Annotated in this window: 6 protein-coding genes, 2 tRNA genes, 3 rRNA genes and 4 pseudogenes; 1 reads left to right on the forward strand and 14 read right to left on the reverse strand. The window is 46.5% G+C overall.

The features are described 5' to 3' along the window. Window positions 1-313: 313 nt before the first annotated feature. The 10 genes and pseudogenes from CCS41_RS13380 to miaB form a co-directional block, all read right to left on the reverse strand. Window positions 314-389, reverse strand: a tRNA-Asp gene (locus tag CCS41_RS13380). Window positions 390-439: 50 nt separating this feature from the next. Next, a 5S ribosomal RNA gene (gene rrf, locus CCS41_RS13385) occupies window positions 440-555 on the reverse strand. An 84-nt stretch (window positions 556-639) separates the two neighbouring features. Beyond that, window positions 640-3,550 (reverse strand): 23S ribosomal RNA (locus tag CCS41_RS13390). A 189-nt stretch (window positions 3,551-3,739) separates the two neighbouring features. Next, a tRNA-Glu gene (locus CCS41_RS13395) sits at window positions 3,740-3,815 on the reverse strand. A gap of 80 nt (window positions 3,816-3,895) precedes the next feature. After that, window positions 3,896-5,441 (reverse strand): 16S ribosomal RNA (locus CCS41_RS13400). Together the 16S, 23S and 5S rRNA genes with 2 tRNA genes alongside form the textbook arrangement of a ribosomal RNA operon. Before the next feature lie 319 nt (window positions 5,442-5,760). Further along, complete coding sequence (gene hemG, locus CCS41_RS13405; RefSeq protein WP_072549856.1) at window positions 5,761-6,294, reverse strand: menaquinone-dependent protoporphyrinogen IX dehydrogenase; 534 nt, start codon at window positions 6,292-6,294, stop codon at window positions 5,761-5,763. A gap of 447 nt (window positions 6,295-6,741) precedes the next feature. After that, window positions 6,742-6,945: a hypothetical protein gene (locus CCS41_RS13410; protein ID WP_072549855.1), complete on the reverse strand. Its 204-nt coding sequence runs from the start codon at window positions 6,943-6,945 to the stop codon at window positions 6,742-6,744. 81 nt (window positions 6,946-7,026) lie between these two features. Beyond that, window positions 7,027-7,634: pseudogene (locus tag CCS41_RS16820) on the reverse strand (IS5 family transposase); the annotation flags it as partial. Window positions 7,635-7,948: 314 nt separating this feature from the next. Further along, window positions 7,949-9,399, reverse strand: a pseudogene (gene trkH / locus CCS41_RS13430) (Trk system potassium transporter TrkH). 11 nt (window positions 9,400-9,410) lie between these two features. Further along, a pseudogene (miaB, locus tag CCS41_RS13435) lies at window positions 9,411-10,757 on the reverse strand (tRNA (N6-isopentenyl adenosine(37)-C2)-methylthiotransferase MiaB); the annotation flags it as partial. 197 nt (window positions 10,758-10,954) lie between these two features. Here miaB and ubiF point away from each other — a divergent pair. Next, window positions 10,955-12,136 (forward strand): 3-demethoxyubiquinol 3-hydroxylase, encoded by a 1,182-nt coding sequence (gene ubiF, locus CCS41_RS13440; RefSeq protein ID WP_072549851.1) that lies wholly within the window; start codon window positions 10,955-10,957, stop codon window positions 12,134-12,136. Window positions 12,137-12,257: 121 nt separating this feature from the next. Here the strand turns inward: ubiF and tusE are convergent, their stop codons facing one another. The 4 genes and pseudogenes from tusE to hflX all read right to left on the reverse strand — a co-directional run bounded on the left by tusE (window position 12,258) and on the right by hflX (window position 16,529). Next, window positions 12,258-12,587 (reverse strand): sulfurtransferase TusE, encoded by a 330-nt coding sequence (gene tusE, locus CCS41_RS13445; protein ID WP_072549850.1) that lies wholly within the window; start codon window positions 12,585-12,587, stop codon window positions 12,258-12,260. Between the two features lie 283 nt (window positions 12,588-12,870). Further along, complete coding sequence (gene hflC / locus CCS41_RS13455) at window positions 12,871-13,872, reverse strand: protease modulator HflC (RefSeq protein WP_072549848.1); 1,002 nt, start codon at window positions 13,870-13,872, stop codon at window positions 12,871-12,873. 3 nt (window positions 13,873-13,875) lie between these two features. After that, window positions 13,876-15,122, reverse strand: a pseudogene (gene hflK, locus CCS41_RS13460) (FtsH protease activity modulator HflK). Between the two features lie 117 nt (window positions 15,123-15,239). Continuing rightward, window positions 15,240-16,529: a ribosome rescue GTPase HflX gene (gene hflX / locus CCS41_RS13465; RefSeq protein ID WP_072549846.1), complete on the reverse strand. Its 1,290-nt coding sequence runs from the start codon at window positions 16,527-16,529 to the stop codon at window positions 15,240-15,242. Between the last annotated feature and the right edge of the window lie 28 nt (window positions 16,530-16,557).

The raw sequence follows: 16,557 nt of genomic DNA on the forward strand, positions 1-16,557 counted from the left end.
TCTCAATAAAATGGTAATTCTACATGAAATTAATAATATAATTTCCAGCGTCCCAAGTAGTGATAAGTGTATCAATTATTTACTTGAGTTAAGGAGAAAGTACTAACAAACTCTGTCAGCGGTGTCTCAACAGACTAAAAGTTAAAAGTCTATTCAGAACAGTCATTAACGACGCTCAAATAAAAAAATGCTCAGCAAAAAATGGAAAGAATTAATAAATATTTTGAAATGATTTCTGACGAAACATTATCATACGCAATAAACAACTAACAGGCTCTAACAACCGAGCTTTAAGTCAATAACAAACTCGGGGTGGCGGTGCGGACGGGATTCGAACCCGCGACCCCGGCGTGACAGGCCGGTATTCTAACCAACTGAACTACCGCACCACCGATTCTTTTATATTATCAATGCTCCGCATTGATAAATTAAAATGGATGCCTGGCAGTGTCCTACTCTCGCATGGGGAAACCCCACACTACCATCGGCGCTACAATGTTTCACTTCTGAGTTCGGAATGGGATCAGGTGGGACCATCGCGCTAGGGCCGCCAGGCAAATTCTTTCTCTCAACATGTCTCTCTCAACATGTCTGCTTCTAGAAGCAAGCTGAATCAACATAAAACAACTTCGGTGTTGTAAGGTTAAGACTCCTGGGTCATTAGTACTGGTTAGCTCAATGCATCACTGCAATTACACACCCAGCCTATCTACGTCTTCGTCTTAAACGTCCCTTCGGAGATTACTATCTCTGGGAAGAATCATCTCGGGGCAAGTTTCCCGCTTAGATGCTTTCAGCGGTTATCTCTTCCGCATTTAGCTACCGGGCTATGCCATTGGCATGACAACCCGTACACCAGCGATGCGTCCACTCCGGTCCTCTCGTACTAGCAGCAGACCCCCTCAATCTTCCTACGCCCACGGCAGATAGGGACCGAACTGTCTCACGACGTTCTAAACCCAGCTCGCGTACCACTTTAAATGGCGAACAGCCATACCCTTGGGACCTACTTCAGCCCCAGGATGTGATGAGCCGACATCGAGGTGCCAAACACCGCCGTCGATATGAACTCTTGGGCGGTATCAGCCTGTTATCCCCGGAGTACCTTTTATCCGTTGAGCGATGGCCCTTCCATTCAGAACCACCGGATCACTAAGACCTACTTTCGTACCTGCTCGAGCCGTCACTCTCGCAGTCAAGCTAGCTTATGCCTTTGCACTATCCTCACGATGTCCGACCGTGATTAGCTAACCTTCGTGCTCCTCCGTTACGCTTTAGGAGGAGACCGCCCCAGTCAAACTACCCACCAGACACTGTCCTTGCGCCGGGTCACGGCGCTAAGTTAGAAAATCAAAAAATAAAGAGTGGTATTTCAACAACGGCTCCATGCAAACTGGCGTCCACATCTCGTCGCCTCCCACCTATCCTACACATTAGTTCTCAAGTCCCAGTGTCAAGCTATAGTAAAGGTTCACGGGGTCTTTCCGTCTTGCCGCGGGTACACTGCATCTTCACAGCGAGTTCAATTTCACTGAGTCTCGGGTGGAGACAGCCTGGCCATCATTACGCCATTCGTGCAGGTCGGAACTTACCCGACAAGGAATTTCGCTACCTTAGGACCGTTATAGTTACGGCCGCCGTTTACCGGGGCTTCGATCAAGCGCTTCTCCTCGCAGATTACACCATCAATTAACCTTCCGGCACCGGGCAGGCGTCACACCGTATACGTCCACTTGCGTGTTGGCACAGTGCTGTGTTTTTAATAAACAGTTGCAGCCAGCTGGTCTCTGCGACTCACATACGCTCAGCACGTTCTCAGTGCCTCACCTACATCAGCGTGCCTTCTCCCGAAGTTACGGCACCATTTTGCCTAGTTCCTTCACCCGAGTTCTCTCAAGCGCCTTAGTATGCTCTACCTGACCACCTGTGTCGGTTTCGGGTACGATCGTCTGTTACATCTCACTTAGTGGCTTTTCCTGGAAGCCGGGCATCTGTTACTTACGTACCTTACGTACCTCCTCATCTCGCCTCAAGATTGTGTGCCGCCGGATTTGCCTAACTGCACTCCCTACACGATTGAACCGGGTAAACCGTCTCCCGGATAACATAGCCTTCTCCGTCACCACTTCGTCATAACAAACTGTACAGGAATATTAACCTGTTGCCCATCGACTACGCTTTTCAGCCTCGCCTTAGGGGTCGACTCACCCTGCCTCGATTAACGTTGGACAGGAACCCTTGGTCTTTCGGCGAGCGGGTTTTTCACCCGCTTTATCGTTACTTATGTCAGCATTCGCACTTCTGATACCTCCAGTGAACATCTCTATTCACCTTCTGCGGCTTACAGAACGCTCCCCTACCCAACAGTCATTACATCTGTAATCACCACTGCCGCAGCTTCGGTGCATGGTTTAGCCCCGTTACATCTTCCGCGCAGGCCGACTCGACCAGTGAGCTATTACGCTTTCTTTTAATGATGGCTGCTTCTAAGCCAACATCCTGGCTGTCTTCGCCTTCCCACTTCGTTTCCCACTTAACCATGACTTCGGGACCTTAGCTGGCGGTCTGGGTTGTTGCCCTCTTCACGACGGACGTTAGCACCCGCCGTGTGTCTCCCGTGATATATTCTTCGGTATTCGCAGTTTGCATCGGGGTGGTAAGCCGGGATGGCCCCCTAGCCGAAACAGTGCTCTACCCCGAAGATAATCTCACGAGGCGCTACCTAAATAGCTTTCGGGGAGAACCAGCTATCTCCCGGTTTGATTGGCCTTTCACCCCAGCCACAAGTCATCCGCTCATTTTTCAACATAAGTCGGTTCGGTCCTCCAACGGGCGTTAACCTATCTTCAACCTGCTCATGGCTAGATCACCGGGTTTCGGGTCTATACCTTGCAACTCGTCGCCCTATTCAGACTCGGTTTCCCTACGGCTCCCCTAAACGGTTAACCTTGCTACAAAATATAAGTCGCTGACCCATTATACAAAAGGTACGCAGTCACCCTATTCAAGGCTCCCACTGCTTGTACGTACAGGGTTTCAGGGTCTCTTTCACTCCCCTCGCCGGGGTTCTTTTCGCCTTTCCCTCACGGTACTGGTTCACTATCGGTCAGTCAGGAGTATTTAGCCTTGGAGGATGGGCCCCCCGTCTTCAAACAGGATTTCTCGTGTCCCGCTCTACTCTTTGAGTGCAATGTCAGCGCATTTTTAGGTACGGGGCTATCACCCTTTATCGCCGACCTTTCCAGGTCATTCCCCTAACCACTCTTAACAATACACACTCTGGGCTGCTCCCCTCTCGCTCGCCGCTACTAGGGGAATCTCGGTTGATTTCTTTTCCTCGGGGTACTTAGATGTTTCAGTTCCCCCGGTTCGCCTCGTTAAACTATTTATTCATCTAACGATAGTGCAACTTATTGCACTGGGTTGCCCCATTCGGGGATCGTCGGCTCTCTCGCTTCATATCAGCTTACCGACGCTTTTCGCAGATTTGCACGCCCTTCTTCGCCTCTGACTGCCTAGGCATCCGCCCTGTACGCTTCATTACTTAACCTTACAACCCGAAATTGTCTTCGGGTACTGAGTTCTCACAACGACACACGCCTAATTTTCATCACGCATGACTTCATCGCCTCAGCTTCAGCTTGTTCCAGATTATTAAAGAGCAATATCTTAAAACACATTCCATCACACGCTTTAAGATATTTTGTCTCGCTTATACTGCCTCTTTCATACCAATAAATGGCGTCCCCTAGGGGATTCGAACCCCTGTTACCGCCGTGAAAGGGCGGTGTCCTAGGCCTCTAGACGAAGGGGACGGAAAAATATTCAGTGCACAAAAACGAAACGACTTCTATCAGACAATCTGTGTGGACACCACGCAATACCTATCTTCAGGTAAGGAGGTGATCCAACCGCAGGTTCCCCTACGGTTACCTTGTTACGACTTCACCCCAGTCATGGTTCACAAAGTGGTAAGCGCCATCCCAAAGGTTAAGCTACCTACTTCTTTTGCAAAACACTCCCATGGTGTGACGGGCGGTGTGTACAAGGCCCGGGAACGTATTCACCGTAGCATTCTGATCCACGATTACTAGCGATTCCGACTTCATGGAGTCGAGTTGCAGACTCCAATCCGGACTACGACGTACTTTATGAGGTCCGCTCACCCTCGCAGGCTCGCTTCTCTTTGTATACGCCATTGTAGCACGTGTGTAGCCCTACTCGTAAGGGCCATGATGACTTGACGTCATCCCCACCTTCCTCCGGTTTATCACCGGCAGTCTCTCTTGAGTTCCCACCTCTACGTGCTGGCAACAAAAGATAAGGGTTGCGCTCGTTGCGGGACTTAACCCAACATTTCACAACACGAGCTGACGACAGCCATGCAGCACCTGTCTCAAAGCTCCCCGAAGGGCACGTCAACATCTCTGTCGACTCCTCTGGATGTCAAGAGTAGGTAAGGTTCTTCGCGTTGCATCGAATTAAACCACATGCTCCACCGCTTGTGCGGGCCCCCGTCAATTCATTTGAGTTTTAACCTTGCGGCCGTACTCCCCAGGCGGTCGATTTAACGCGTTTGCTCCGCAAGCCACAGTTTATAACCACAACCTACAAATCGACATCGTTTACAGCGTGGACTACCAGGGTATCTAATCCTGTTTGCTACCCACGCTTTCGCACCTCAGCGTCAGTCTCTGTCCAGGGGGCCGCCTTCGCCACCGGTATTCCTCCAGATATCTACGCATTTCACCGCTACACCTGGAATTCTACCCCCTCTACAAAACTCTAGACTCTCAGTTTCAAATGCCGTTCCCAAGTGAAGCTCGGGGATTTCACATCTGACTTAAGAAACCGCCTACGTGCCCTTTACGCCCAGTAATTCCGATTAACGCTCGCACCCTCCGTATTACCGCGGCTGCTGGCACGGAGTTAGCCGGTGCTTCTTCTGCGAGTAACGTCCATTAGCAACACTCTTTGCATTGCTTCATTCCTCCTCGCTGAAAGTGCTTTACAACCCGAAGGCCTTCTTCACACACGCGGCATGGCTGCATCAGGCTTGCGCCCATTGTGCAATATTCCCCACTGCTGCCTCCCGTAGGAGTCTGGACCGTCTCTCAGTTCCAGTGTGGCTGGTTATCCTCTCAGACCAGCTAGGGATCGTCGCCTAGGGGAGCCATTACCTCTCCTACTAGCTAATCCCATCTGGGTTCATCTGATGGCGCGAGGCCCGGAGGTCCCCCGCTTTGGTCGCGTAACATCATGCGGTATTAGCTACCGTTTCCAGTAGTTATCCCCCTCCATCAGGCAGATCCCCAGACTTTACTCACCCGTCCGCCGCTCGCCGGCAAAGATAGCAAGCTACCTTCCCGATGCCGCTCGACTTGCATGTGTTAGGCCTGCCGCCAGCGTTCAATCTGAGCCATGATCAAACTCTTCAATTTTATTTACTGCTCTGCGCTTCAATATGAAATCAGCCTCAACCACTTTGCAGTAAAAAACAAAACGATCACGGATTCATACATTCTTCAGCACTTTATTCTTGCTTTTGCCCAGTCTTTTTCAAAACCAAGCGATAGCATATTGCCAGTGCCCACACAGATTGTCTGATTAATTGTTAAAGAGCTACTGCGAAGGTTCGTTAAATCACCTTACGTCAGTGGAGGCGCATTATAGGGAGTTTATCTCAACCTGCAACCCTTAATTTGAAAAAGAATTTTAATTGCATTTTTTTTCAGCTATTTGCTGTAATAAAAACGCCTTTTACTTTCCATTCGATATAAGGCTGAAAGCCTTAGCAAAATCATTTACCTGTTGCCAATCAGTATATTCCACTTCCTTACTCGCATCTGTTTCACCACCTGTCATGTGCATAATAAGCTGAATCATTATTCGATCAAACCAGCCATAACGCGGATAACACAATGCTCCCGCAAATACGGCAGATAATCTTGGTTGCCAAGGTGTGCTCGATAAAAATTTACGAACATAGCTGTTCGTTTGTGGAGAGCGTTTTTCCAATTTTCGAGCCGTTAAGTTAACCGCAAAAAATGCACCAGGTATATGGTTGAGTTGTTCTACATGTCGCCTGATAAATGTATTCAATACCGGGCTAAAATGCCCATAACGAACCGATGCACCAATCATTATTTGCTGGTATTGCTCCAGGTCGATTTCAGTTGTCGGAGACAATTTTTGTATCTTACAAGTTACCGTTGTTGATAACTGTCCAGAAATATAAGTAGCAATTTTTTTGGTTTGTCCATCTTTGCTGGAATAAAGTAGTAGTACCTTCATAGTGATGTCCCTTACATAGGTTCTAGTACTGCAGTCGTAGTTGGGTCGAATCCCCTCATAGTGCCAGGTTTTTCCTGCGAGGCCAGTGACATTGCCAGGCACAATATTGATGCGCCGTCGCCAGTCAGACCACTGCAAAGCATGGGAGAGCGATAGTATTCGTGGCCATAACCAGCTTGTGAACAGGTTCCTCAGTTCGGGAAGGGACCAGGGTACGCGTCCCGGGAAGTTTTTTTTGAGCGGACTGGCGTATCACGACCAGTAGGGCAAGTAGTGATAGGGTAATATAGCGGTACCACCCTTTCCACTAGCGAACTTCATAGTAGTCTAGTCCACATTCACCTTTCGTCATCTGGAAGCCTTGTTCAATCTGCCTGCGCCGACTTCCACCTGAACCAATTTTTCCAGCGAGACCTTCTCCCTTTGCATCCCACTGGGTGCACTCGCTCAAGTCAATACTGAATACCTATGCGGGGAGTCCTCACCCAACCATTCCGCCAATTGCCAGCAGGTTTTACGCTGACACTGGCTCAGTAACCCCTTTACATAACCTGCTACCCGTTCACGGGTTTCAGAACGAGGGAATAAACTCCCTAGCCTGTTCGTTAATTTGTCAAAAATCGCTGAGCCACCGACGTCATCTAACACCATAGATTAAAATAACATCAATCCCAATCCCACAGCCCCTCATTATACACAACCTAACTACGACTGTAGTACTAGATAGTATCGTCATGAAATATTGAACCGTAGAGCAATGTATCGTATTTGTACAGCAGCCAAAAACGAGGGGTATTTTTTGCATAACCCGTGGCAATACCCCGCCAGCGTTTGAGATGTAGAAAATCATTCTCCACAAGATGTCGATGTTTGTAGAGGTCCTTGTCATATTCACGTTGAATCTTCCGATTCTTTTTGGGCGGGACAGCCACTTCCATGCCAACTTCTTCTGCTTGCTTAATCATGTTATTACTGTCATAGCCTTTGTCAGCCAACAGACATTCCGCTGTCATGCCCTCAATGAAGTCCATAGCTCTCGTACAATCTGCTTCGGTACCTGATGTAATAATCGCTCTGACCGGCATACCATGCGCACCCACGGCCAAATGTATCTTACTGTTGAGCCCCCTTTGTACGTCCGATCTTGATTACCCCTCTTTTATGCCTGCCACGTGAAGATGAACTTGACTATGAATGGCATCCATCATTAGCCATTCAAAATCCGGCTCCACAATTAGCTCTTCGAGGAGAGACTCTCATAGCCCTTTGTCACGCCAGGGGGGTCTGGTTTTCAATATCCAGAAAACCACATTAATAAACTGCCGATTATCTCGAGCTATTAGACTTGTAGTAGATCGGTGCTTATTCAGCAATAACGGGCGTCATAGAAGGGCCTTTAAGCGATTTTTTCGCACGAGGTAATGCAAAACGCATCCCTAAAATGCTTAAAAAATGTTCGTTTCTCTATTAGGCAACAAGTCTATTCCATCCCAGATACCTTTTCTTCCCGGCAGATGAGGTTCCAGTAGGCTCCAAACATGATCGGATATATCGTGTCAGCGATGGGCTAAATTCATTCTTGAATCATCTCAACAGTAGTCGTTACTTGCTACGTGATAATATATTTTTTATTACGTGACGACCCTATTTAAGATCACTCGCGCCAAAACGTAGGTGTAAACAAAACCAGTAAAGTAAAAACTTCTAGGCGACCAAATAACATGGTGATTACTAATATCCATTTTGCCGTATCGTTCATGGAGATAAAATTATCAGCCACAACACCCAGTCCTGGTCCCAAATTGTTTAAACTTGCAGTGACCGCAGAAAATGCGGTGAATTCATCCACACCAGTCGCAATGATCGCCAGCATACTGATAATAAAAACCAACGCGTACGCGGAAAAAAAACCCCAAACGGCTTCAAGTATTCGTTCCGGTAGTGCCCTACGACCCAATTTTATAGTGTAAACTGCATTTGGATGGACCAGCCGTTTTAATTCCCTCAACCCCTGCAAGTATAACAGCAAAATGCGGATCACTTTCAAGCCTCCCCCGTTGAACCACCGCAACCACCGATAAAAGCGGAACATAACAACAACATGGGCAGAAATAATGGCCACTGAGCAAAACTATCAGTGGTAAAACCCGCGGTAGTTGCCATCGAAACCACTTGGAAAAATGCTTGACTTAATGTCTCTAAACCGGATTGATAAACATTGTATTGCCAGAGTACAAGAGTGCAGATAATAACTAATGTGAGTTGTATTAGGATAAATATACGAAACTCGAGATCGCGCCAATATACCTTCAGATTCAACCCACTAAAAGCCGCAAAATGCAGCGCAAAATTACAACCAGAGATCAATAAAAATAGCGCAATAATGGTATTAATAGCTGGGCTAGCAAAATAACCAATACTTGCATCGTAAGTGGAAAAACCACCTATAGCAATGGTCGAAAAACTATGAGATATAGCATCAAATACCGACATCCCAGCACACCAGAGAGCAAATGCACAAACAATGGTCAACAGCACGTAGATCAACCAAAGCGTTTTAGCTGTTTCGGCAATCCTCGGACGCATTTTATTATCTTTTAGCAGGCCAGGCATTTCCGCTCGATACAACTGCATACCACCAACCCCAAGAATAGGTAAAATAGCTACAGCCAGTACGATGATGCCCATACCACCGAGCCATTGCAACATTTGCCGGTAAAACAAAATCGCTTTCGGTAGAGATTCTAATCCCACCAATGTGGTCGCCCCGGTAGTAGTAACCGCAGAGAAAGATTCAAAAAAGGCATCAGTGACAGAAAGATTAGGCCGCTCAGAAAATAAAAAGGGTAGTGCTCCCACACTTCCCAACACCGTCCAGAAAAGTACCACTATTAAAAATCCTTCTCGAGGCTTCAATTCATGTTTCTGTTTTCGGTTCGGCAAGGCAAGAAGCAAGCCGATGGTGACAGCAACAACAAGCGTCTCGACGAAGGCTCGACCAGCCCCATCATGATAAATCAATGCCACTACCCCGGGAACAATCATGGTTACGGAGAATAAGATGACCAGATGACCAACAATACGGGCTATCGCACGGAAATGCATCGTGGTATGTTCCTTAGATCCATTTGCTCTTCAGTACGCACAAGGATACCACGCAAAGAAGTTGCGTAGACGCTGGCAATTTCCACATCAACGAATTTACCAATCATTGCTGGTGAACCTTCGAAATTCACCACACGGTTATTTTCTGTGCGCCCCGCTAATTCCATCACATTTTTGCGTGATGGGCCTTCAACTAAAATCCGTTGTGTCGTGCCAACCATAGCACGGCTGAAATGCATAGCCTGTTGACTAATACGTTGCTGTAAAATTTGTAAACGCTGCTTTTTTTCTTCTACAGAAACATTATCTGGCAGATCCGCGGCTGGCGTGCCAGGACGAGGGGAATAAATAAAACTATAGCTAGTATCAAAATTAACATCGGCTATCAGTTTCATCGTTTTTTCAAAATCGTCTAATGTTTCACCGGGGAAACCAACGATAAAATCGGAGCTAACCTGAATACCAGGGCGTGCTCTGCGCAATTTACGAATGATCGCTTTATATTCCAATGCGGTATGAGCACGTTTCATCATTACCAATATACGGTCAGAACCGCTTTGTACCGGTAGATGCAAAAAACTTACCAATTCGGGCGTATCTTCGTATACTTTGATAATATCATCATTAAATTCAATAGGATGACTAGTAGTGAAACGCACACGATCAATACCATCAATGGCAGCAACCAACCGCAGTAACTCAGCAAAACTGCAAACACCACCATCATAGGTAGCACCACGATAAGCATTTACATTCTGACCCAACAAATTCACTTCACGGACATTCTGAGCCGCTAACTGAGTAATTTCAAATAAAATATCATCACTGGGTCGACTCACCTCTTCACCCCGAGTATAGGGTACTACACAGAAAGTACAGTATTTATTACACCCCTCCATGATAGAGACAAAAGCAGAAGGCCCGTCAGCACGCGGCTCCGGCAGACAATCAAATTTTTCAATTTCAGGAAAGCTAATATCTACTACCGGACTCTGTGTTCCCTGTACCTGGTTGATCATTTCTGGTAAGCGATGTAGAGTTTGCGGTCCAAATATTATATCTACACAGGGAGCACGTTGGCGGATATTTTCCCCTTCTTGCGAGGCAACACAGCCACCAACACCAATAAGTAGCTGCGGATTACTGTTTTTCAATAGCTCCCAACGCCCCAATAAATGGAAGACTTTTTCCTGTGCTTTCTCACGAATAGAACAGGTATTCAGCAACAAAAGATCAGCTTCTTCCGGTAGTTCGGTCAATTGATAGCCATGAGTACTGGCTAACAGGTCTACTATTTTTGATGAATCGTATTCGTTCATCTGGCAGCCCCAGGTTTTAATATGCAGTTTTTTTCTCATTGGGATCTTATCTGCTCCATACTCTTTAAATGAATAAAGGCTTAACTACTTAATTAAACGGCATTGTATTCATTCGCTGCCATCCTGACCAGTGATAACCTGTTAATCGGCAAAAAGTCACCGGAAAGCGCTATTAATGTCAATAACACAAATCCACTGTTTAACGATCAACACACAAATTTAAAAGTATAACTAGCATGAATGATGATCAACAAAATTATGATGTAGTCGTAGTGGGCGGTGGAATAGTGGGTGCAGCTGCAGCATTAAACTTAGCACGATGTGGTTGGTCGGTTGCTCTGTTAGAACACAAAGCCCTCTTACCTTTTGATGATAATAGCCCTCCAGATCTGCGGGTATCCGCCATCAATTACACCACTATTGGTTTGCTAAAGCAGCCAGGAGTATGGGCGCGAGTACAGCAGATGCGTTACGCGCCCTATCGCCGCCTTGAAACTTGGGAATTATCCGGTTCAGAGGTGATTTTTGATGCTGCATTCCTGGCGTTGCCAGAATTGGGTTTCATGGTTGAAAACCGCGTATTACAACTGGCATTGTGGCAACAGATGAAAGAATGCAATGGCTTGACATTACTCTGTCCAGCAGAATTGAAAAATATGCGAAGAATAGATGATCACTGGCAATTGACGCTGGACAGACCACAACAATTAAAGACACGTTTAATCATCGGTTCTGATGGCCCCCATTCGCTAGTACGACGTTTAGCGGGTATAGGCACCAGCGGTTGGCAATATCGTCAAGCTTGTATGTTAGTCACAGTGGAAACAGAAACACCACAACAGGAAACCACCTGGCAACAATTTTTTCCATCCGGACCGCGTGCTTTTTTGCCATTGTTTGGTCATTGGGCATCGTTGGCCTGGTATGATAGTCCGCAACGTATTCGCCAGTTACAAGCGATGCCGCTTTCACAACTCAATCAAGAGATCACCCGCGCTTTTCCAGCACGTCTCGGCAAAGTCAATGCTATCGCAACGGGATCCTTCCCGCTAACTCGCTGTCATGCGCAACATTACGTTGAATCTGGGTTAGCACTATTGGGTGATGCTGCACACACTATTAATCCGCTAGCCGGACAAGGCGTCAACTTAGGCTATAAGGATGTGGATGCATTGATTGATGTGCTTAATCAAGCTCGTGAGCTAACCAGAGCCTGGTATAGTAAGGAGGTATTGTTACGCTATCAGTATCGACGCAGAAGAGACAATTTGTTAATGCAAAGTGGCATGGATCTTTTTTATACCGCGTTCAGTAATAGTTTGCTGCCTGTAAAAATAGTGCGCAACCTGGCACTGATGGCAGCACAGCGAGCCGGTAAGTTGAAAGAGTATGTGCTGAAATATGCCTTAGGTTTATGAATACGCTTTGACTTCACATAACGAACAACGGTTTTGCAAGAAGTCCAATGATAAAATTTTCGATAACACATTGATATTAAAAAATCTTATTAATAAAAGCAATCGCTCGGACGATAGTGGATCAGATACATTTCACTGGCTTAGGCAATCCGGCAATTTTAGTCGCTTGTTTTGCTGGACCTTTAGGAAATAAGCGATACAGGTAACGGCTATTACCTTTTGCTTCACCAAATTTTTGCGCCATAGCAACGACTAGCATACGAATCGCAGGTGAAGTATTATACTTTTGGTAGAAATCACGTACAAAGTGCACGATTTCCCAATGTGATTCCGTCAAGACGATACCCTCCCGTTCCGCTAAAAGCGGAGCCAACGTCTCGGACCAATCCGTGCTGTTTTTTAAATAACCCTGCTCATCAGTATCAATGGATCGACCATCAAATATCAACATATCGCCTCAGTGGTAACAAAGCTATTACACGCAAAAAGTCTATTGAATAGGTTTAAACAGATTTTAAGAACCTGTCCAAATCTTTTTGAGCGACGCTCAGACGAGGAAAAAATGAGCGAAAAAGCGCGGTTTACCCTTTGTATACAACAAAAGGGAGTCAATGAGCGTTTTGAGCGCGCCTTTAACGAATTACTTGACCAAAACACGGCGAGCACAAGAGATTCCAAACAGGTTCATAAAGAAAGGCTCGTATTAACGAGCCTTAATAATAACAAACATTACATCATGGACGATTCGTAGATTTTTCCGGCAATTTCATAAAACGAAAGAAATCACTGTCAGGACTAAGCACCATCACATCATTAGAGCCAAAGCTTTTTACGTAAGCACGTAGACTCCGGATAAAAGCGTAAAAATCAGGATCTTTACTGAAAGCCTCAGCAAACAATCTAGCAGCTTCCGCATCACCTTGACCACGCGTGATACGTGCCTGACGTTCTGCTTCTGCCAGTGTACGTGTCACTTCATAATCAGCGGTTGCTCGCAGTTTCTCTGCTTCTTCCTGGCCTTGTGAACGATGGCGACGAGCTACTGCCTCACGTTCCGCACGCATGCGCTGGAAAATAGCGTCAGAGACTTCAGCGGGTAAGTTGATTTGCTTAATCCGTACGTCGACGACTTCGATTCCTAAGGCTGCCATACTATTCGGGTTAACCGCCGGTTGTTTACCACGAGTTTCCCGCTCGACTCGCGCCGCCGCAATCGCAATCGCATCATCTGCATCAGTAGTGACCATTTCATCATCAACTGTGCCCGTGTTCAAAGCATTACGCACATCAGACGTGAGCTTACCACGAGAATCAGTCACAATATCCTTTACGTCCAAACGACCAATTTCAGAACGCAGGCGATCACTAAACTTACGTTTTAGCAACACTTCAGCCTGTGAAACATCTCCACCTCCTGTCGCCAGATAGTAACGGCTGAAATCACTGATACGCCATTTTAAATAGGAATCAACAATGAGATCTTTTTTCTCTTTAGTAACAAAGCGATCTGCCTGGTTGTCCATAGTTTGAATACGTGCATCCAGTGTTTTCACCGTTTCGATAAGCGGCATTTTAAAATGGAGCCCTGGCACATAAACCAACGGCTTATTATCGTTATCACGCAGTACTTTGCCAAAACGCAGTACGATACCGCGTTGACCTTCCTGTACAACAAACACTGACGCGTAAAACGCTATCACTACCATAGCGATGATAAGTAAAAAAGGCTTACGCATTGATTATTCTCTCCCTACGCGAATGGGAACGCTACGTTGAACGTTAGCTCGACCTTGATCCGAGAGACTACCCGTACTGGCGCTTTTTACATCCTTACTTTGACTGCTTTTAGCAGACGAAGGCCGGCTCAGATCAATCAAACTGGTGTTTTTATCGCCATCGGCTTTATTTAGTGTTGTCTGCCCACGTAGCATTTGATCCAGGGGAAGTACCATCAAATTCCCTCCCTTATCATTAACCAACACTTTACGGCTATGACTTAACACCTTCTCCATAGCATCAATATACAGTCGCTCACGTGTAATTTCAGGTGCGGCCTTATACTCAGGCAACAATTTGGCAAAACCGGCAACTTCACCTTGTGCTTCTAACACGGTACGTGAAGTGTAAGCTTTAGCATCTTCCAATAGACGCTGAGCTTGACCGTTGGCACGAGGTTGAACCTCGTTGGCGTAGGCCTCCGCTTCACGAATATACTGTTGTTCGTTTTCACGAGCTGCAATTGCATCGTCAAAAGCTGCTTTTACTTCTTCTGGCGGACGAGCAGCTTGGAAGTTAACATCGAGCAAAGTAATCCCCATTTTATAGGGTCGAACAGTTTCTTCCAGGACACGTTGAGTCTCACTACGAACGATGGTACGCCCTTCCGTCAGGATTTTATCCATGGTGAATTTCCCGATAACTCCCCGTACAGCACTGTCGGTTGCCTGACGTAAACTGTCGCCAGGATAGACCACACTAAACAGGTAAGCGGCAGGGTCGGTGACCCGGTACTGAACATTCATTTCAACCCGAACGACATTTTCATCAGAAGTTAACATAACACCGGCTGCCGCTAGCTCTCGTACTGACTCAACATTAACCGGAGTGACCTCATCGATAAAAGTGGGTTTCCAATTCAATCCAGGCTGTACGATATGGCTTAATTTCCCCAAACGAGTCACTACACCACGTTCAGCTTCCCTGATGGTATAAAAACCACTGACTGCCCATATGACAATCATCACTATAGCCACAGTACTGACGATACGGCCAAACCCCAACCCGATACACTGGTATTATTACTACCTTTGCCTTTGCCACCGAAATCGCTTAATTTCGTACTCAGCTTACGGAGGATATCGCCAAGATCAGGCGGCTTTTGCTTACTACCACCTTTATTATTATTTCCGCTAGAGTTGCCGCTATTATTGCTGCTTCCCCACGGATCGCGGTCCTGTCCGTTATTACCGGGCTGATTCCACGCCATGTTTTAGCTCCATTCTATGATTGGTTTTCTTTAGACCAAGAGTTTGCTCCAAGAGACAAACACTCCATTACACAAAATTTAATCCCACAATAATACACGATTAACCGTCGCTATGGGCTAAACAATATAATCGACTAATTTTTGTTCTTCCTTACACAAACGGCACCACTTGGCCACAGGCATCCGAATTAACATACCAACGTGCCCACTTTCTTCTATTACCCATTTTTTTTCAATTGATTGCAGTTGGTGTAAACGGCTAAGTAGACGGCCCTCCTCGGGCGGTAATTTCAATTCATACTGTGCTACCTCACCACTAAGACGCTCGCTCAGCGCTTGAAAGAGCAACGAAATGCCAGCTCCGGTTTGCGCTGAGACCCACACTCGGACGGGTACATTTTCTTCGTTACGATCAATACGTGGCATCACTCCAGACAACCTGTCAATTTTATTCATCACTAAGAGTCGAGGAACTTCATCAGCGGTAATTTCCTTTAGCACTACATCAACCGCCATCATATTTTCATCAACACGCAGATCCGCAGCATCAACAATATGTAACAATAATGAGGCTTGCCGCGTTTCCTGTAGTGTCGCTTTAAAAGCAACGACCAAATCATGCGGCAAATGCCGGATAAAACCAACGGTATCCGCCAATACGGTCTCCCCCACATCCGTCACGTTGATGCAGCGCAAGGTAGGATCGAGAGTAGCAAAGAGCTGGTCAGCCGTATAGACATCGGCTGCCGTCATTCGATTAAATAAACTAGATTTACCCGCGTTAGTGTAACCGATTAGCGAAACTGTAGGAACTTGCGCTCTGCTACGTGCCCGCCTCCCCTGTTCACGCTGTTTTGCTACCCGTTCCAGCCGACCTAGAATCAAACTGATACGGTCACGTAATAAACGACGGTCAGTTTCCAGCTGAGTTTCACCAGGCCCTCTTAACCCTATGCCCCCTTTCTGACGTTCCAAATGCGTCCAACCACGTACCAATCTAGTGGCAATATGACGTAATTGCGCCAATTCAACTTGCAACTTACCTTCATGAGTACGGGCACGTTGAGCAAAAATATCTAAAATCAAACCGGTTCGATCAATCACTCGACATGCACACAAACGTTCCAGATTTCTTTCTTGCGCAGCAGAAAGAACATGATCAAACAGTACAACAGATGCCCCCGTCGTTTTGACAACAGCGGCGATTTCTTCGGCTTTACCCTTACCAACGAAATACTTTACATGGGGAAATTGGCGACTACCCGTGATAACGCTCACCGCCTCAACCCCCGCTGAAGAGACCAGTGATTCGAACTCGCGCAAATCTTCTGTATCTTTATCTTTTTTTTGAGAAAAAAAGATATGCACCAGGATAGCCCGATCCCCTACTTCATAACGGTCAAACAAGTGCACAACCTCTCAAGCGGATAAAAGT

Origin of the sequence: Candidatus Fukatsuia symbiotica (assembly GCF_003122425.1) — a bacterium.
GTDB lineage: Bacteria > Pseudomonadota > Gammaproteobacteria > Enterobacterales > Enterobacteriaceae > Fukatsuia > Fukatsuia symbiotica.

Bases quoted from the DNA above. Each gene is read 5' to 3' on its own strand.
- hemG (WP_072549856.1), bottom strand. From the start codon at position 6,294: ATGAAGGTACTACTACTTTATTCCAGCAAAGATGGACAAACCAAAAAA.
- CCS41_RS13410 (WP_072549855.1), bottom strand. From the start codon at position 6,945: ATGGTGTTAGATGACGTCGGTGGCTCAGCGATTTTTGACAAATTAACG.
- ubiF (WP_072549851.1), top strand. From the start codon at position 10,955: ATGAATGATGATCAACAAAATTATGATGTAGTCGTAGTGGGCGGTGGA.
- tusE (WP_072549850.1), bottom strand. From the start codon at position 12,587: ATGTTGATATTTGATGGTCGATCCATTGATACTGATGAGCAGGGTTAT.
- hflC (WP_072549848.1), bottom strand. From the start codon at position 13,872: ATGCGTAAGCCTTTTTTACTTATCATCGCTATGGTAGTGATAGCGTTT.